The following is a 17,015-nucleotide window of genomic DNA, read 5'->3' as shown; positions in this document are numbered from 1 at the left end:
GTAAAAGGAAATAGTAGTTATTGAAAAGGAGGAGTGCGCACTTGAAATTAACGCCGGAACAACGAATTCAACTGCATGGCTTCAATAACTTAACGAAGTCACTCAGTTTTAATATGTATGATGTCTGTTATACCAGAACGAAGGAAGAGCGCAAAGCCTATCTAGCCTATATCGACGAGCAATACAATTCAGATAGGCTGACCAAAATTTTAAATACGGTATCCGATATTATCGGAGCGCATGTGCTCAATATCGCCAAGCAGGATTATGAGCCGCAAGGCGCCAGCGTTACCTTGCTCGTATCGGAAGGGCCAGTCGCTGGCGGTCCGAATGATTCGTTTGAGGAGTCTCCAGGTCCGCTGCCTGATTCAGTCGTCATGCATTTGGATAAAAGTCATATAACGGTCCATACGTATCCGGAATACCACCCGAACGAAGGGATCAGCACGTTCCGCGCTGACATTGACGTGTCTACCTGCGGCGAGATTTCGCCGCTTAAAGCGCTGAATTATTTGATACATTCCTTCGATACCGATATCATGACGCTCGATTACCGGGTAAGGGGTTTCACTCGCGACATAAACGGGCATAAGCTGTTTATTGATCATGATATTAACTCGATTCAGAATTACATACCGAAGGAAGAAAGCCTTTTGTATGACATGATCGACGTCAATATTTATCAGGAGAATGTGTTCCATACCAAATGCAAGCTGAAGCAATTTGACCTGAACAATTATTTGTTCGGCTATACGAAGGATACGCTGTCCGTGAAGGAGCAAGAGGAAATTACGAGAAGATTGAAGACGGAAATGGACGAGATCTTTTACGGAAAAAATATAAGGAGCTGAACCAGTATGCCAAACTCGTCATCGAAAAAACAAGTAAACCCGCCGCAGCACCAGAACCAACAACCGGGTATAGAATCTGAAATGAACCCGCTTCCGGTCTACGAGTCTGACTCGTATAAAGCGGCAGGAAAGCTGAAGGGCAAAACGGCGATTATCACGGGAGGCGACAGCGGCATTGGCAGAGCGGTTTCCATTGCCTACGCGAAGGAGGGCGCCGACGTTGCGATCGTGTATTTGAATGAGCATGAGGATGCGAAGAAGACGAAGGAGATCGTCGAGAAAGCAGGCGCAAAATGCTTGTTGATTTCCGGCGATATCGGAGACGAGTCGTTCTGCAAGAGCGTGGTCGAGCAGACGGTAAACGAATTCGGCAAGCTTGATATTTTGGTGAACAACGCTGCGGAGCAGCATGTGCAGCAGAAGCTGGAGGATATTACGTCCGAGCAGCTGGTGTCTACGTTCCGAACGAATGTATTCAGCATGTTCTATCTGACGATTGTAGCGCTGCCGCATTTAAAGGAATCCGGTTCCATTATTAACACTACGTCGATCACGGCCTATCGCGGAAATCCATTGCTGATCGATTACTCGGCGACGAAGGGCGCTATCGTATCCTTTACTAGAGCGCTGGCCGTAAATGTAGCGGAGCAAGGCATCCGCGTAAACGGCGTCGCTCCCGGACCGATCTGGACGCCGCTCATTCCCGCGACGTTCGATGACCAGGCCGTAGCGACGTTTGGGTCCGACACGCCGATGAAAAGACCCGGACAGCCGCATGAGCTGGCCGCGGCTTATGTTTACCTAGGCTGCGACGATTCCAGCTACATGTCCGGCCAAATCATGCATATTAACGGCGGCGAGGTCGTTAACGGTTAACGGATAGCGTTTACGTTACAGGAAGCCATGCTGCTTCGCATAATTTCCCCAGTGCGGCTGTCTGCCATCGACATCCATGATGCCGAATTCATCGGACAGCTGCCAGCTCGGGAACACCTGCCCGGACCTCTCCATGTGGTCTTTTTTTGCTGCCAGCGCAGCAATGCCGCGGCCAATGTAATAAGGCGTTTCCGATTGGGCGAAATGCTCGGCATGCGGTTTGCCGCTGTGTACGGCATCCTGCCATGTGGCTTCCGTTACGCCAAAGTACTCGAGCATTTCCTCGGAGCGGAGAAAGCCCGGCGTAACGGCGACTGCGGATACGCCATGCGGTTTTAAATCCGCTGCCATCGCTAGAGCAAGATGGATGGTCGAGATTTTGGCCAAGCTGTAAAATAAGCTTCCGCGGTACCGGTAATCGATCCCGTCGGTTACTTCAATAATCAACCCGCTTTGTCTCTCGACCATAAGCGGTGCCCCATAATAAGCCGTAATGAGATGTGTCTTTACGGCACGCTCCTGCATAAGCAGCCCCTTGCTTAAGGAATGCTCCCAAAAAGGGGTTTCCCATTCCGTCAGCTGCTCTCCGCCCCAAATATTGTTGACAAGGATGTCGAGCTGTCCGTTTTGTTCCTTCTTGATTTGCTCGAATAGAGCCTGAACCTCATCTTCTGCCGTATGGTCGACTCTGACTGGAATACCGGTGCCGCCTTTTGCAGTGACAAGTTCAGCCGTTTCTTCGATGGTCTCGGTCCGGTTCAGGTCCGAAGCCTGTCCGCGTATGCTTCTGCCCGTGCAATAAACCGTTGCGCCCGCTTCGCCCAAGCTTGCGGCGATGCCTCGGCCGGCTCCGCGTGTCGCACCGGCGACAACCGCGATTTTCCCGTGTAATGGTTTCAATCCAATCTCTCCCGTCTTGTTTCATTTGTTTACTCTTTGTCAGTTTAGCAGACGATATACGACAGCTCTTGTCATATATTCATGCTAGAATGAAATTAACTTTGAAACGGATGCACGGATGGAGGAGGCAAGGGGAATGCGGGCTAGCCGGTTGATCGCGATCGTATTACTGATGCAGAATAACGGAAAAATGACTTCGAAGGCATTGGCAGAGAAGCTGGAGGTATCCGAGCGGACGATCATCCGCGACATGGAATCGCTAAGCGAGGCGGGCGTACCCGTCTATGCGGAAAGAGGGCTGCACGGAGGCTGGGTTTTGGCGGAGGGCTACCGAACAAATTTGACCGGCATGCAGGTGGATGAGCTGGTTTCGGTCCTTTTGGCGGATCAATCTGCTTTGCTGGATGATCTGGGGATCGCGAAGCACTACGATGCCGCCATTCAGAAGCTGCTCGCGGCTGCGCCCGTTGCTGTAAGCAGGGGCGCTGCACTCGCGAGGCAAAAAATTCATATCGACGGAGCGGGCTGGCATCAAGTCCAGGAGTCGCAGCCTTTTTTGGCGACGGTGCAGGAGGCGGTGTGGGAAGAGAAGCTGCTGCGTTTCCAATATCCGCGCGAGGACGGCATAGCCGAACGAACCGTCCAGCCTTTAGGTCTCGTTGCCAAACGAAGCGTATGGTATTTGATCGGCGAGGCAGACGGCGGAAAGCGGACATACCGCATCTCAAGGCTGCAGGATGCCGTCATGCTGGAGGAACGGTTCGAGCGTCCGGCTGATTTTGATTTGGCTGCGTATTGGGAGCAGTCTATAGGCGAGTTCAAGCAAAGCCTGCCGAAGCTGCCGGCTCTGATTGAGCTTCAGGAGAGCCTGCTTGCCAGACTAACCAGGGAGCGTTACGTCAAAATAATAATGAGCGAGCCTTCCGTGAGTCGGCCGGGCTGGCTGTCCGCACGGGTCGAATTCCAATCGGCAGAATCAGCCCTCGAAATCGTTCTAAGCTGCGGCTCACGCATTAAAGTCCTTGAACCCTCCTCGCTGCGGGAACGGGTTAGGGAAGAAGTGAAAGCCCTGCATGGACTGTATGCTCTTTAATAAACAAAACGTGGTTTTATCTGAGCCGGAAGGAAGCATGAATTTGACTGTGGGCTTGTATATTCGATACAATTTAGACGACAGCATGTGTGAGCTTAGAGGCATTCATGAAGGGAGAAAAGGATATCATGAGCGGATTTGAACATCATTTAGATACTTACGCACAATTAATCGTAAAAATAGGCGTGAACGTACAGCAGGGGCAAGAGGTATTTATTACTGGGGCCGTTGATCAAGCCGTGTTAGTCAGGCTGGTGGCGGGCAAAGCTTACGAGGCAGGCGCGAGCAACGTGCATGTCGATTGGACGGATGATTCGTTATCCAGATTGAAATACGAGAAGGCGGCAGACGAAGTTTTTACAAGGTTTCCCGAATGGGAGACAGGCAAGCGCAATTCGTTCGTGGAACGCGGCGCGGCGTTTATCTCGATCGTATCCTCGAGCCCGGATTTGCTGAAAGGCATCGATTCCAGCCGGATATCGAGCTTCCAGAAAGCATCCGGCCAAGGGCTGAAGGAATTCCGCAGAGCGATCCAAGCCGATAAGGTAAGCTGGACCGTTGTGGCGGCTGCGAGCAAGCAATGGGCGGCGAAGGTATTCCCGGAGGCAGGCGAAGAGGAAGCCGTCGAGCTGCTTTGGAAAGCGATATTTGATTCCGTTAGGCTTCATGCGGAAGATCCGGTGAAGGCATGGGAAGAGCATAATGCGAACTTACATAGCAAAGGCGAGACGCTGAACCAGAACCATTTTCAAAAATTGCATTACACCGCTCCCGGCACGGACCTCACGATTGAGCTGCCAGAGAAACATATTTGGGTCGCTGCGGGCAGTACAAACGTAAGCAACATTCCTTTCATGGCGAATATGCCGACGGAGGAAGTGTTTACGGTTCCGCTCAAAACGGGCGTGAACGGCTACGTTTCAAGCACGAAGCCGCTTAGCTACGGCGGCAACATTATCGACCGCTTCAAGCTCACTTTCGAGAACGGGCGTATCGTGAAGGTAGAGGCGGAAGAAGGTCAAGAGATTTTGCAGAAGCTGGTCGATATTGACGAGGGCTCGCATTATCTGGGAGAGGTTGCGCTTGTCCCGCATGAGTCGCCGATCTCGCAGTCTAACATTTTGTTCTATAACACGCTGTTCGACGAGAATGCCTCGAATCACCTTGCAATCGGCAGCGGCTATGCGTTCAATATCGAGGGCGGCAAAACGATGTCCCCGGAAGAGCTGGAAGCAAGCGGCGTCAACGCAAGCATTACGCATAACGATTTCATGATCGGCTCGGCCGAGATGGATATCGACGGGATTACGAAGGACGGCAAGGTCGTACCGATCTTCCGTAAAGGAAACTGGGCTATTTAACCCTATTAATGATGCGCTGTCGTCAACATTGAATCTGTGACCCATAAGAAGGACGCTTTGGAAAAAAGTGACCCTCTTGTGGGTCATTTGTGTTTTATTTAGTCATGAAGAGGGCGCGGGATAAGAATTTGAGAAAGAAATTTGATCAAGTAGTACTAAGAAATTATTACCAACAACACTTATTTGTGGTTTGGAGTCGGGAAATGGACCTATTTTTCGCGGGGGAAGGATGATGCATCCAGACTATTTCTTGCAGACTGCGTCACTGCTACACTAGAATTTGCGTTTTCTTCCCGAGATATCTTTTTTTGAGAAATTTCAGGAATGGTGTTTCATATTGTCTCAATGTGTTTAATAGATCAAAGATAGTGGTGCGTCCATTTTTGAAAATCCAATTTATGTAAGGAATTAATATCATTTAAATAAAAGGATATTAATTGCTTGCTGTTCGAGTCAGGATGATGTTTGTTCTATGCAAATGGCGTTAATCGTACTGTTAGTCTGTCTATTATTGGTTTGCGTCGTCACTGATTTAAGAAGCCGCAAGATTTATGATGGGGTGACCCTGCCGGGTACAGCGGCCTTTCTTGTTATTCATCTCATAACGAGGGATATTTCCTTGCTTGAGCCGCTCGCGGGGGCAGCCGGGCTGGGAGGGATCGCCTTGCTTGTCGCGGTGGTCAGCAAAGGGCAGTTCGGCGGCGGGGATATCAAGCTTTTTATGATGATCGGCGCAGGCTTAGGCTGGTCGGTCGGGATTTGGGTGTTTATGTTTGCTTTTTTGGCTGCGGCCTTTATCGCTTGGCCGATTATTGTGCTGCAGAAGCTGCTGCCGCAAAAACGGAGAGTGAAGGAGCTGCCGATGGCGCCCTTTATCGCTTTCAGCGCTATGCTTATCATGGCTTTGGCTTACTGATGGAGGCCGTCGAACAACCAGAAATACATAAGTATGAAAAGAGAGAAGAGATTAAGCTTATTACTAAGGCCAGGAGTGTTGGGAATTTATGTTTGAGTCAAAAAGACGCGCATTTTTATTATTATTCGTATCCATTGCGTTAGGATTGATCGCTGTTATTTTATTCTCCACGTATATGCAGGAAACGAAGGAAAGCATGGGAGAACTGGTTATGGTTCAGGTCGCGGGAAATGACATTCCCGCGGGCCAGCTCATCACCGAGGACCTGCTGACGGAAGAACAAATTCCCCGCAAGTATATGCTGGATTCTCTTATCCAATCGCCGGCCGAACTTGTCGGTAAGGTATCGATGGTTCCGATCGCCAAAGGAGCGGTTATCACTTCTGTCATGCTTAGAGACAACAGTCTCGTGTCGGGAGAGTACCGCCAAGTTATGCTTCGCGCGCCCATGTCCGTATTCGATGATCAGATCGATGCTTATGACGAGGTTGATATTCTTGTTTCTTACGAGCAGGAAGGCGGTGCCAAGGAAGCGGCGGCGGACCGCAGAACGACGAAGGTGCTCCTCAAAGGGGTAACGGTGAGCAGTGTGCATAAAAGCGGCGACGAAACGGTTGCCGTAGGCGTGCTTTTGAAGCTTGCCGATACGAAGAGCTTGATATGGGCACTTAATTACGGCAAAGAGGTACGGCTGCTCAAAACAGGCAATGCGAAAGCCTCGCAAGAGACTCTAATGGCCGAGGAACCTATAGCAGCTGAGCCGGCACCAAGTCCGAAGCCAACGGCCAAGCCAACGGCCAAGCCAACGGCCAAGCCAACGGCTAAGCCTGCGGCAGCCGGAACCGCTAAGCCGACAGTAAAACCGACGGCGCCAGCTGCCGTTACGCCGCCGAAGGGAGGAGAATAAGCCTGTGAACACTGCCAAAATATCGATCATTACGGATGACAGCCGCCTGATGCAGCAGCTCGTCCAGCATGTCAACTTTCTCAACCTGAGCATTGGAGAAACGATTGATAAGCCCAGAGAGGCTTACATGCATCTGCATCCGCTGGAGCCGCGGGTCGTGCTCCTTGCTGAACCTCTCGAGGAGATGAGCGTTCCCCAAATCGTCCAGCAATTAAAAAAAGTGAACAGCAGCGCGCCTATTATATTCATGTCGCGCGAGGGCCGCTTCGAGCAAATACGCGAGCTGTACCGCTGCGGGGTATCCGACGTGCTCCGCGTTCCGGAGGAGCTGGGGCAGCTCGAGCTGCTGCTGGATAAAACCGTGCGTCAAACGTCGGACAATCGGAATCGGAGCAAAGTCCCCGGATCGACAGGCTCGGAAGGCGGCCAGGTCATTGCCCTATATAGCGCAAAGGGCGGCTCGGGTACGACAACGGCAGGCATTAATTTGGCGCAAGGGCTCGCGATTCAGTCCGGTGCCCGTGTCCTGCTCATCGACCTGAACATGCAATTCGGCGGCTTGCAGCAATATCTCGACATACAGTTCGAGCGGAATTTAGGCGACTTAAAGTCCGTGCTAAAGGAATTGACATACAGCCAGCTGGATAATGTCCTCTACAAGCTTGCCCCTTCAGATGTCAATCTTCTGCTGTCGCCGGCTCATCCGCAGGAGGCTGAAAATTTCAAAGGCGAGGACATCGAGCTTTTATTCGCCGCTTGCCGCGCGCATTTTGATTATATCGTGCTGGATTTACCGAAGGAGCTCAATGAAATTTCGATCTGCGCGCTGGGCCAAGCTGACCGTGTGCTGTATCTGCTGCATTTGGACCGGCCATCGATTGTGCGGATGAAAGGCGTTTTTGATATTTTGGAACGATACCATTTGACCCACGAGGAGAAGCTTTCCATTGTGGTGAACAGGCACAGCAAGAAAAATGACGTCACGCTGGAGAATCTGGAGAAGATGACGACGATTCCTGTGGTCGGCGTCCTGTCAGAGGACGTAAAGCGCAACGTGCAAACGTCTATGAATCTTGGAAAGCCGCTTCTGACCGAGAAGAAGGTGAAGGGACTTAAAGGCCCTGCGAAGGATTACATGGCTCTGGCCGCAGCATTGCTCAAGCAAGAAGGGGGCGTGAACCGTGTCCATCTTCCATCAGCTAAGCAGTCGTCTTGAGGATTCGCCAAAAATAGAAAAGACCGCCCAGGATTATATTGACTACTTATTTAACCATTACAAGGAACGGCTCCTGAAAGAAACGAACCTGGATCAATTAATCAAGCTTCCCAACTTTCAGAAGCGGCGTACGATCGAGAAGCTGATCACCGACATGCTGGAGCAGGAGAAGGTCATTATTACGCAGCTCGACAAAACAAAGCTGCTGGATATGATTCTCAATGATTCGGTCGGCTACGGACCGCTCGAGCCGCTGCTGCAGGATGAAGATATTACCGAGATTATGGTAAACGGCCCGAATGAAGTGTACATAGAGAAAAAAGGCACCATCACGCTCTCGAACATATCGTTCAAAAATCAAGAGCATATCCGCCATATTATTGACCGGATCGTCGCGCCGATCGGCAGACGGATCGATGAAAGCTCGCCGCTTGTCGACGGGAGGCTGGAAGACGGCAGCCGGATTAACGCCGCGATTCCTCCGATTGCTTTGTACGGACCTGTGCTGACCATTCGAAAGTTCAAGAAGGACCCGTACTTGATGCACAACCTGCTTGAATTCCAATCGCTGTCGAAAAAAATGTCCGAGTTTCTTGAGGCGGCGGCGGCCGGAAAGATGAACATTCTGATTTCCGGCGGTACAGGCAGCGGGAAAACCACGCTCCTGAACGTCGTATCCGCAGCCATTCCCGTCGGAGAACGCGTCATTACGATCGAGGATATGGCAGAGCTTCGCCTGGGCCGCAAAAACTGCGTCTCCTTGGAGGCAAGGCCTGCGAATATGGAGGGAAGCGGTGAAATTACGATCCGCCATCTCGTGCGCAACGCGCTTAGGATGCGGCCGGACCGCATTATTGTCGGCGAGGTGCGCGGCGGAGAAGCGATGGATATGCTGCAGGCGATGAATACCGGCCATGAAGGCTCGCTGACGACGATTCATGCCAATACGCCCCGCGATGCGATGTCGCGTTTGGAGGCGATGATTCTGATGAGCAATACCTCGATGACGGCCGAGGTTGTCAGGCCGTTCATTTCCGCCGCGATCCAGATCGTCGTTCAAACGCTTCGTTTGTCTGACGGCTCGCGAAAGGTTGTATCGGTTGCCGAGGCGGTGGATGAAGCGGGCGAGCTGAAGCTAGTGGATATTTTCCGCTATGTGAGAACAGGCACGAGCGCGAAGGGAAAAAGCATCGGACGGTATGAAACCACAGGCTACGTCCCGAAATGTTATGAGAAGCTGAAGGCCTACGGATATGACCTTGGCATTGATTTTTTTGCGCCAGGCCAGGAGGACGTCACCCATGTCTAACGAGCTTTGGTTATGCATCGTTTTATTTCTCACCGTAGCGCTCGGCACGCTTGGCATCTATGAGCTTGGCAGCGTGCGCAAACGGATGAACGGCCTTAAACGCAAGCTGGATGAGCTGCATACGGAGGAGGCCAAAGCCTCGCGGGGAATGTATCATCGGCTCTCTCTGCGTTTTAAGCAAACAGAGTATGGACGGAGCTTAGAGGACCGTTTGACTGCCTCTAACGTCATGCGGAGCCCGCTCGATTGGGTGCTCATTTTGACCGTATTGTGGGCGGTGCTGTCCATACTCGTAGAACGGATGATGGGACTCGGTGTGCCTTACAATCTGCTTGCGGCTTACTTTGTGACCAATTGGGGCTCGAAGCAATGGCTTAAATCCCGAAGCAGCAAGTTCAGCCAGCTGATTAACCGGCAGCTTCCCGAGGTATGCCGTATGATGTCAAGCTGCATTCGCGCAGGCATGAGCGTGCAGCAAGGAATTGATATCGTAGCGAAAGAGCTGAAGCCGCCTGCGGGATTGTTGTTTCAAACGATGTCCAGGGAGCTCAAAATGGGTACGACGCTGCATTTGGTGTTGGAGCGCGTGCATGAGCGCTTTACCAGCAAGGACATTCGCTTGCTGACGCAGACGATCATCGTGCAGCGGCAGGCGGGAGGCAATCTGGGTCAAGCGCTTGACCACTTGGCGAAAACGCTTGAGGAGCGCGAGCGCATGAACAAAGAGATTAGCAACCAGACAGCGGAATCGCGTTATATTGCGCTTACGCTGGCGTTAATGCCCGTTTTCCTGATCGTCGTGTTTAATATGGTGTTTAAAGGATTTATTATGCCGATATTCACGGTTCCCGGCATGGTCCTGGTAGCCGTGGTGCTGCTGCTGATGACGGTAGGTTTCCTGATGATTCGCAAAGTATCCAATATAAAGGCGTGACGATATGAATGAGTGGACTGAGGCTTTGTTGTATGCGGGATTCGCGGTTTGGTGCTTATCCATGCTGCTGTTCTGGCGATACTGCCTGCATCGCATAGCGCTGCTTAAGCGGCTGGGCCTGATCAAGCTGGAGCGGAAAAAGAAAGAAAAATGGACCAATCGCTTCTCAGTGCGCGTTTTCGCGTGGTCCAAGCAGCTTGCGCCGCTCGGGCGCCGCTTCCGGATGTTCTCGAACGAGGAGGAGCTGGAGCGGAAAATAGCGTTAGCCGGCTATCCTGGAGGCTTGCAGCTTGATTCCTATTATGGCTTTCGCTTTTTGTGCCTGTTCTCCGGTCTGTTCGGAGGGACGATTTTGTCCTGGCTCGGCATAGGCGGCGGCGGCACGATTCTAGCTCTGTTCGCCGCAGGCCTTGTGTTTCCGCCGATGTGGATTCGCTCGGCTGCCGCACGCAGACAAGAGCAAATCGCGATTGAGCTTCCCGATTTCATGGATGCGATGAGCGTGACGCTGCAAGCAGGCGTGCCGCTGGATCCCGCGATGAAGCAAATCGTGAAGACGATGGATGGGCCTCTGCAGGAGGAAATGAGCCGCTTCCAGCAGGAGCTGGATATCGGGGTGCCGAGAGAGCAGGCCTATCTGCGCTTAATGCACCGCAATCAATGCAAGGATTTGGAGACTCTTATCCTGTCCTTGATTCAAGGCAGTAAGCTGGGCGTTCCGATTGCCAATACGTTCAAGCTGCTTGCCGAAGACATGCGGGAATCGCGCATCGGGCGAATTAAGGAAAGGGCTGCGAAGGCAGGTCCTAAGGTGACGCTTATTACGACCTTTGTGATTCTGCCGGCCGTCATCCTGTGCGTAATCGGATTGCTTGTTCTTAACTTTATGTATAACCCGGAAGGGCTCGGCATTTCTTGGGATGCATTCAACATGTAAATAGGAGAGGAGGTGAACGGATCATGCTGACGAATTTCGGGATCAAACTATACGGCAAATCAGTTCAAATATGGAACCATACAAAAAATCAGCGCGGCGCGCAAGCCATCGAATATATCGGGGTTGCTGCCCTTGCCGTCGTACTCATTCTCGCGATGATTAAGCTGTTTGGAAGCGACGGTGATGGAATTGCGAAAAAATTGGTTGATAAGCTTAAGGACTTTATCGATAAAATCAGTCTTTAACCGTACCCGCAAAAGAGGCCGGGAAAATCATCTCGGCCGTTTGAGGCGGATGGCCGGAAATGAGCAGGGCTCCCAAGCGATTGAATTTGTCGGGGTGCTGCCTTTATTTTTGTTAATGATATTAATCGTTACCCAATTCGTCTATGCAGGCGTGACCGTTGTCGTTGCGAAGCAAGTCGCCATGGAGGGAGCGCGCGCTGCCATGGTTGAACTTACGTCAGGGGCGAATTACGAGGCTGCGGTTCGCAACGCAGCGGGTAAATATAAGGTGAACAGCCTATCTAAGCATGAGTATATTTCCGGGTCGGATACCTATGTCACCGTTAAGGTTACGCTGGAATCTCCCATCGTGACAGGAGGATTATTTCGATCCTCCGGCATTTCGCTTCCCGTCTCGTCAGAAGTGACGGTGCGTAAGGAAGAGTTGGAATAGCCTGCTGGCTGAGAGGTTGTGATTACGATGCGAAGAAGCTCGAAACAGCGCTTCCTGCTTGCGTTGACCATCCTAATATGGATAGGTGGAGCGGTTCCTTCTGCTTTTGCGGAAGATGCTGATATTGATTCACAGCTTGATTCCTACACGATTCCCGACAAAAGCGTCCCGGCTGCTCCAATCATTGTGGATACGGCCGTACCGGACGGCTCCAACGTCAATCCACCGACCTATGAAGTAGGCGATACCGGTCCAGGCACTGGCCAAGGGGGATTGCCTGACACGCCGGGCGGAAGCGGGCAGCTTCCGGGCTATGATTCGGGCGGCGGCTCGAAGGGCGGATCCGTCGACGGTAAAGGGGATGGGCCTCCGGAAGGCGGCGGGATAGACGGGGCAAACCCTCAATCCCCCGAGCAGCCTGGCAGCGAGGGGACGCCGGGCGGAACGAATGATCCTCAAGGCCCGCTGCTTCCGGGATCCGGCGGCGACGGCAGCACGCCGGGCGTCACTGATCCGCAGACGGGAGAAGCCGGCAGCACAGGCCAAACGGGAACAGGGAACACAGGTACTGAGAATACAGGAACAGAGGATACAGGAACAGAGAACACGGGAACTGAAAATACAGAGACGTCGGATACCGATGCGCAGAGCACGAAGGACCCAGAAAACAAGCCTTGGTACGAGAGTTTCTTTAATCATGTTAAGCAAGCGGCGACGGGAGCATTGGCCGGCGCCATTGGAGCTGCAATCGTCATTGTCGTCGTCGTAGCGGTCGCGGCAGTGCTTGGCGTAACGATTGGCATTCCTTTATTAATTGTAGCGGCTGCCGCGGGTATAATCGCGGGAGCGGTATATGCTTTATATGCAGGGGATTCCTTTAATTTCCTGAAAGGCATCGGAATCGGCGGACTGGCCGCGGTATCGGTTATTTCCATCGGTCAAGCTGGAATTGCCGCGGCTTTCCGCGGCGGCTGGCAGCTCATTACGAATGTGGGGGTGCGGGGAGCTTTGCGGGCCGCCGGCTCGCGAATCGCAACCTTTGCGAATGGTGCATTCGGCGCGCTTAGAAGCGGACTTACCGCATTAGCGCGTACGCCGGTCGCAACGCTCAAATCGACGATCGTGTCGAAAACGTTCGGCTTTACGGTCTTGCTTAATATGGGAACGAGCGTATTCAGCAAACTTGCTTTTGAAGGGGAAATGCCAGGCCTTCAAGAAGGTGCTCTCATGCTCGCGGAAAGTGTCACGGGGGCGCTTATTTTTGATAAAATCGGAGATATCGTAGGCAAGCAGGCTCTGAGCAAGCTGGGGAAACGGCTGTCCTCGTTTGTTGCGAGCGCTTTTGAGTCAATGACAATCAATGTGCTGCTTAAGCGCGAGAACGCGGATGCGGGGACTGCGTCGCAGGTTGGCTTTTTTAAAGCATTTATCCTGCAGCCGCTGCTTGGCTTCCGTTTAAACCGCTGGCGGACGAATGAACAGGTAGGCACGGCGCTGTCTGATCTTGAGGCCAGAGGCATCACGGTAGATTCCTCGAACATCGGCGATAAAAAAATGACGAATGTGCAGCTGGACCGGCTCTGGAATAACGGCGCGAACCCCAATTCGGTTCGTCACTGGGGCCAAGACGGCCATCAGGTTACCCAAAACCAGTATGATCGGCTACTGGAGAACCAAGATAAGCTGACACAGATGGAAAACAAGCAGAAAATCGTCGAGAAGCTCACGGAGAAAGCGATTGAGGAGCCGGCTAAGGATAAATTCGGATTAGGGAAGTGAATGGGATGCTGAAGCGGATCCGGGAGCTGGAGGATAAGCAGCTGCTCCGCGGCGTATGGTGGAATACCGGTATTTTTGCGGTTGTTTTTCTTATATTGTGCTACTTGGCTGGCGATCGTGATTATGTGAGCTTCCAAGCCGCAGTCATTATATTGATTGTCGTATACATTCCAGGCCTGCTGCTTTTGCTGGCGATGTATGTCAAAGCAGATGCCGATACGCGAAAAGCCTATAACATGCGAATCGGATTAGTTGCCGCCGCAGGCGTTATTATAGCTTTGTGGAGGTATATGAATTAGCGACAGCCGTAGAAAAGGATGTGTATCATCGTTGCATAAAAGAATGGCTTTATTAATTTTATCCATGAGCCTCGCTGCCGTTATGCTTGCAGGATGTTTCGGAGGGACGGAGCCTAAGGAAGGCGGAGTGTCCGCCAATGCCAACGCCGTTAATGCCGAAGCGCCGTCGCCGGTACCGACTGCGGATAATGCTCCATCCGATGAAGAGGAGCAAAGCACGGAGACGCCTGAGGAATCTGCGCAGCCGGAGCCCGTTCAGGTTAAGGATATCGCAGGGCATACGTCTGAAACGTACATTACGCAGCTGCTGCAAAGCGGGAGCATTACTCCGGATGCGGACGGTAATTTCCGGCCAAACGAGGCGATTACAAGATCGGAATTCATTCATTGGATGTACGGCTATGACAACAAAGGCATTAAGCCTTATAAGCCTTCGGCGCCAAGCTTCATCGACGTGCCGAAGGAGCATGCTGATTTTGAGCTGGTAGAAGGGCTGCACCAAGCCGGGGTTATCACCGGATTCCCGGATCAATCCATGAAGCTGGATAAGGAGCTTACCCGCGAAGAGCTGTGCTTGCTCTGGGCTTGGTATCAAAGCGCGGATAGCGTAATCGATCCGATTATTCCGCTCGCATCCGCGGAGCTTAGCTTGAAGCCTTACGGAGACGGGGATAAGGTCGGCCAAATCTTCATCCGCGCCGTCGATCAATATTTAACCAATGAAGAGGTATCGTACACGGCCGTGTTCGGCAAAACGCCGAAGCTGAATCCGCAAGGATCGGTTACAAGAGCGGAAGCGGCGCAATGGATCGTATCGTACAGCGATGACAACGAGCAGTAAGAAGGGTGATGCTTAAAGTGAAGGGAGATTCCTGTCGGAGCGGTATCGCTGCAGCCGTGAAGAATGAGCGCGGAAGCATGTCGCTGCTGGCGATAGGCACCTTGGCGCTTGTGATCATCGTCAGCGTTTATTTGTTTTATTTTTTTACTGTCTTTATTGAGAAGCGCCAAGCCCAAAACATCGCCGATGCCGCATCGCTGACTGCTGTTCAGACGATACGGGAGGAATATGAAGAGGCAATGCAGGACAAGGCGGAGAATGAAATCGAAGCTTTTCTTCTGGAATACGGCGAGCTGCTTAAGCCTGCAGTGCCTGACACCGAGGGAGAATCCCCATTGCCTGAGAGCGGAAGCGATACGGAAGGCGGCCCAACCGGTTCAATCATTCCTCCGGTACCGGCGCTTAAGCTTGAGGACTTGATCGACAGTACGGAGCTGCGCAATTTAATTGCGAGTGAAACCTTCGATAAGGAAGAGCATTGGCTGCTTGTTGCCAAGGAGAGCTACTTCTCGGATGAATTCACTGCGCGAAAGAATGGCGAGCTTCTCTATGATGTCATTCGGCGCGAGGCTGGACAGGTTGAAGCGGCTGCCAGAGAAGCCGTCGCGGCAAACAACGGCAAAGCCGGCGGCAGCCTGACCTTTCCGGTGGAGGGCGAGCCGAAATTCCTTCTCAAAGCCACGCGTACGATGAAGCTGGACAGCATCGGCTTCGAAAAAGATATATTAACCGGCGCCGCCGCAGGCATTTCTTCGAAAGAAGTGCCTATTGACGTAAGCGGGAAGCCTCCTTTTACAATTTATTGGTAACGAATTAGCTGCTGTTGGAAAAGTCCCTGACTTTTCCAACAGCAGCTTTTTTGATGTATGAAAAATCCCTCGAATTGTAAAAACTAGCGGATGAAAGGCGGCAAAATCACGTCGTATATGACATTTGTCATGCCATCGTATTGACGTTTATGACTACAAGCACCTGACACTTTTCTTTACAATAAAGTTAGAATACTGCGATAGACGTTCGAGATACTCTCCAAGCGTCATATTGAGGAGGAAGAATGCGATGACAGAGCCGAAACATGCTCACCTGAAGAAAGAAGTTGCCCCATTTGAGAAAACGGATTTAAAGTCGAGCATCAGACAGCTTATTAACACCTTAGTGCCACTCGTTCTGCTCTGGTATGCCGCTTACTATAGTCTCTCGATATCGTACTGGCTTACCGCTCCACTCGTGCTGCTTACTTCTGGTTTCGTTATTCGGACCTTCATCATTTTCCATGACTGCTGTCATGGCTCATTCTTCAAAAGCAAAAAAGCAAATGATATCATAGGCACCATTACAGGCGTCATCACGCTTGTTCCTTATAGACAGTGGAAAAACTCGCATTCGATCCATCATGCGACGAGCAGCAACCTCGATAAACGGGGAGTCGGCGATTTGTGGATCCTTACCGTAGAAGAATATGCAGCAGCGCCGTTGATGCGCCGTATCGCATACCGCATGTACCGTCATCCTTTGGTTATGTTCGGGCTAGGCCCAATCGGCGTATTCCTTATTCAATACCGCTTTAATACAAAAGGCGCAAAGCGTAAGGAACGTATGAACACCTATTTAACGAATGCTTTGATCGTCGGCGTTTATGCTCTGCTCATTTGGGCAATCGGCTGGCAAGCGTTTCTGCTCGTGCAAGGTCCCGTGTTTTTTGTATCAGGCTTGCTCGGCATCTGGTTGTTCTACGTACAGCATCAATTCGAAGATTCCTACTTTGAAACCGAAGACGAATGGAGCTATGTAAAAGCAGCGGTTGACGGAAGCTCTTATTACAAGCTGCCTAAAGTACTCCAATGGATTACCGGCAACATCGGCTTCCACCATGTTCACCATTTGAGCCCTAAGGTTCCTAACTATAATTTGGAGAAAGCGCATAATGCGACTCCGCCGCTTCACAAAGCAACGACGATTACAATTGGCGAGAGCCTAGAGTCGCTTCAATTCCGCCTTTGGGACGAAACCGACAAAAAGTTCGTCAGCTTCAAAGGCATCAAGCATCGCCTTCGCAAGATGCAAAATGCTTCAGACAAGGTGAAAGCATCGCAGCCGAGCTTGAAATTCAAATAGCTG

18 protein-coding genes are annotated in these 17,015 nt (G+C 51.7%); 17 read left to right on the top strand and 1 reads right to left on the bottom strand.

What is annotated here, in order from left to right:
- The first annotated feature begins 41 nt into the window (after positions 1-41).
- Together speD and MRBLPE1_RS31850 are read left to right on the top strand one after the other, a co-directional pair.
- Positions 42-851 (top strand): adenosylmethionine decarboxylase, encoded by an 810-nt coding sequence (gene speD / locus MRBLPE1_RS31855; RefSeq protein ID WP_364154207.1) that lies wholly within the window; start codon positions 42-44, stop codon positions 849-851.
- Positions 852-857: 6 nt separating this feature from the next.
- Positions 858-1,727, top strand: a complete 870-nt coding sequence (locus MRBLPE1_RS31850) for an SDR family oxidoreductase (RefSeq protein ID WP_364154205.1) — start codon at positions 858-860, stop codon at positions 1,725-1,727.
- 15 nt (positions 1,728-1,742) lie between these two features.
- Here the strand turns inward: MRBLPE1_RS31850 and MRBLPE1_RS31845 are convergent, their stop codons facing one another.
- Positions 1,743-2,627, bottom strand: coding sequence for an SDR family oxidoreductase (locus tag MRBLPE1_RS31845; RefSeq protein ID WP_364154202.1), 885 nt, complete (start codon positions 2,625-2,627; stop codon positions 1,743-1,745).
- A gap of 136 nt (positions 2,628-2,763) precedes the next feature.
- Here MRBLPE1_RS31845 and MRBLPE1_RS31840 point away from each other — a divergent pair, with 136 nt between their 5' ends.
- The 15 genes from MRBLPE1_RS31840 to MRBLPE1_RS31770 all read left to right on the top strand — a co-directional run bounded on the left by MRBLPE1_RS31840 (position 2,764) and on the right by MRBLPE1_RS31770 (position 17,012).
- Positions 2,764-3,720, top strand: coding sequence for a helix-turn-helix transcriptional regulator (locus MRBLPE1_RS31840; protein WP_364154199.1), 957 nt, complete (start codon positions 2,764-2,766; stop codon positions 3,718-3,720).
- Between the two features lie 128 nt (positions 3,721-3,848).
- Entirely contained in the window at positions 3,849-5,081 is a 1,233-nt protein-coding gene (locus tag MRBLPE1_RS31835; protein ID WP_364154196.1) for an aminopeptidase, read from the top strand.
- A 472-nt stretch (positions 5,082-5,553) separates the two neighbouring features.
- Positions 5,554-5,997 (top strand): prepilin peptidase, encoded by a 444-nt coding sequence (locus MRBLPE1_RS31830; protein WP_364154193.1) that lies wholly within the window; start codon positions 5,554-5,556, stop codon positions 5,995-5,997.
- A gap of 88 nt (positions 5,998-6,085) precedes the next feature.
- Positions 6,086-6,904 (top strand): Flp pilus assembly protein CpaB, encoded by an 819-nt coding sequence (gene cpaB, locus MRBLPE1_RS31825; protein ID WP_364154191.1) that lies wholly within the window; start codon positions 6,086-6,088, stop codon positions 6,902-6,904.
- Between the two features lie 4 nt (positions 6,905-6,908).
- On the top strand, positions 6,909-8,120 hold the full coding sequence (locus tag MRBLPE1_RS31820) for an AAA family ATPase (protein ID WP_364154188.1): 1,212 nt from the start codon (positions 6,909-6,911) through the stop codon (positions 8,118-8,120).
- The gene (locus tag MRBLPE1_RS31815; protein ID WP_364154185.1) at positions 8,086-9,429 is read left to right on the top strand and encodes a CpaF family protein; all 1,344 of its coding nucleotides are present in this window, start codon (positions 8,086-8,088) and stop codon (positions 9,427-9,429) included. The genes MRBLPE1_RS31820 and MRBLPE1_RS31815 overlap by 35 nt, the downstream gene beginning before the upstream one ends.
- A complete protein-coding gene (locus MRBLPE1_RS31810) occupies positions 9,422-10,363 on the top strand; it encodes a type II secretion system F family protein (protein ID WP_364154182.1) in 942 nt (313 codons plus the stop codon). Before MRBLPE1_RS31815 ends, MRBLPE1_RS31810 begins: the two co-directional genes overlap by 8 nt.
- A gap of 4 nt (positions 10,364-10,367) precedes the next feature.
- Positions 10,368-11,300: a type II secretion system F family protein gene (locus MRBLPE1_RS31805; protein ID WP_364154179.1), complete on the top strand. Its 933-nt coding sequence runs from the start codon at positions 10,368-10,370 to the stop codon at positions 11,298-11,300.
- Positions 11,301-11,323: 23 nt separating this feature from the next.
- The gene (locus MRBLPE1_RS31800) at positions 11,324-11,545 is read left to right on the top strand and encodes a Flp family type IVb pilin (protein ID WP_169083940.1); all 222 of its coding nucleotides are present in this window, start codon (positions 11,324-11,326) and stop codon (positions 11,543-11,545) included.
- Between the two features lie 49 nt (positions 11,546-11,594).
- Positions 11,595-11,978, top strand: coding sequence for a TadE/TadG family type IV pilus assembly protein (locus tag MRBLPE1_RS31795; protein ID WP_364154175.1), 384 nt, complete (start codon positions 11,595-11,597; stop codon positions 11,976-11,978).
- A gap of 27 nt (positions 11,979-12,005) precedes the next feature.
- Positions 12,006-13,757: a hypothetical protein gene (locus MRBLPE1_RS31790; RefSeq protein WP_364154173.1), complete on the top strand. Its 1,752-nt coding sequence runs from the start codon at positions 12,006-12,008 to the stop codon at positions 13,755-13,757.
- A 5-nt stretch (positions 13,758-13,762) separates the two neighbouring features.
- Positions 13,763-14,056 (top strand): hypothetical protein, encoded by a 294-nt coding sequence (locus MRBLPE1_RS31785; protein ID WP_364154172.1) that lies wholly within the window; start codon positions 13,763-13,765, stop codon positions 14,054-14,056.
- Between the two features lie 31 nt (positions 14,057-14,087).
- On the top strand, positions 14,088-14,897 hold the full coding sequence (locus MRBLPE1_RS31780; protein ID WP_364154170.1) for an S-layer homology domain-containing protein: 810 nt from the start codon (positions 14,088-14,090) through the stop codon (positions 14,895-14,897).
- Between the two features lie 8 nt (positions 14,898-14,905).
- Positions 14,906-15,706 (top strand): Tad domain-containing protein, encoded by an 801-nt coding sequence (locus MRBLPE1_RS31775; RefSeq protein WP_364154282.1) that lies wholly within the window; start codon positions 14,906-14,908, stop codon positions 15,704-15,706.
- A gap of 250 nt (positions 15,707-15,956) precedes the next feature.
- On the top strand, positions 15,957-17,012 hold the full coding sequence (locus MRBLPE1_RS31770) for a fatty acid desaturase (protein WP_364154167.1): 1,056 nt from the start codon (positions 15,957-15,959) through the stop codon (positions 17,010-17,012).
- Positions 17,013-17,015: the final 3 nt, after the last annotated feature.

Source organism: Paenibacillus sp. LPE1-1-1.1 (assembly GCF_040676435.1).
Classification (GTDB): Bacteria; Bacillota; Bacilli; order Paenibacillales; family Paenibacillaceae; genus Pristimantibacillus.
This window is presented reverse-complemented; position numbering and strand designations above follow the sequence as displayed.

What these genes read in the sequence shown, in the direction of transcription:
- MRBLPE1_RS31850 (WP_364154205.1), top strand. Translation starts at nt 858, where the DNA reads ATGCCAAACTCGTCATCGAAAAAACAAGTAAACCCGCCGCAGCACCAG.
- MRBLPE1_RS31840 (WP_364154199.1), top strand. Translation starts at nt 2,764, where the DNA reads ATGCGGGCTAGCCGGTTGATCGCGATCGTATTACTGATGCAGAATAAC.
- MRBLPE1_RS31835 (WP_364154196.1), top strand. Translation starts at nt 3,849, where the DNA reads ATGAGCGGATTTGAACATCATTTAGATACTTACGCACAATTAATCGTA.
- MRBLPE1_RS31830 (WP_364154193.1), top strand. Translation starts at nt 5,554, where the DNA reads ATGCAAATGGCGTTAATCGTACTGTTAGTCTGTCTATTATTGGTTTGC.
- cpaB (WP_364154191.1), top strand. Translation starts at nt 6,086, where the DNA reads ATGTTTGAGTCAAAAAGACGCGCATTTTTATTATTATTCGTATCCATT.
- MRBLPE1_RS31810 (WP_364154182.1), top strand. Translation starts at nt 9,422, where the DNA reads ATGTCTAACGAGCTTTGGTTATGCATCGTTTTATTTCTCACCGTAGCG.
- MRBLPE1_RS31805 (WP_364154179.1), top strand. Translation starts at nt 10,368, where the DNA reads ATGAATGAGTGGACTGAGGCTTTGTTGTATGCGGGATTCGCGGTTTGG.
- MRBLPE1_RS31800 (WP_169083940.1), top strand. Translation starts at nt 11,324, where the DNA reads ATGCTGACGAATTTCGGGATCAAACTATACGGCAAATCAGTTCAAATA.
- MRBLPE1_RS31795 (WP_364154175.1), top strand. Translation starts at nt 11,595, where the DNA reads ATGGCCGGAAATGAGCAGGGCTCCCAAGCGATTGAATTTGTCGGGGTG.
- MRBLPE1_RS31790 (WP_364154173.1), top strand. Translation starts at nt 12,006, where the DNA reads ATGCGAAGAAGCTCGAAACAGCGCTTCCTGCTTGCGTTGACCATCCTA.
- MRBLPE1_RS31785 (WP_364154172.1), top strand. Translation starts at nt 13,763, where the DNA reads ATGCTGAAGCGGATCCGGGAGCTGGAGGATAAGCAGCTGCTCCGCGGC.
- MRBLPE1_RS31775 (WP_364154282.1), top strand. Translation starts at nt 14,906, where the DNA reads ATGCTTAAAGTGAAGGGAGATTCCTGTCGGAGCGGTATCGCTGCAGCC.
- MRBLPE1_RS31770 (WP_364154167.1), top strand. Translation starts at nt 15,957, where the DNA reads ATGACAGAGCCGAAACATGCTCACCTGAAGAAAGAAGTTGCCCCATTT.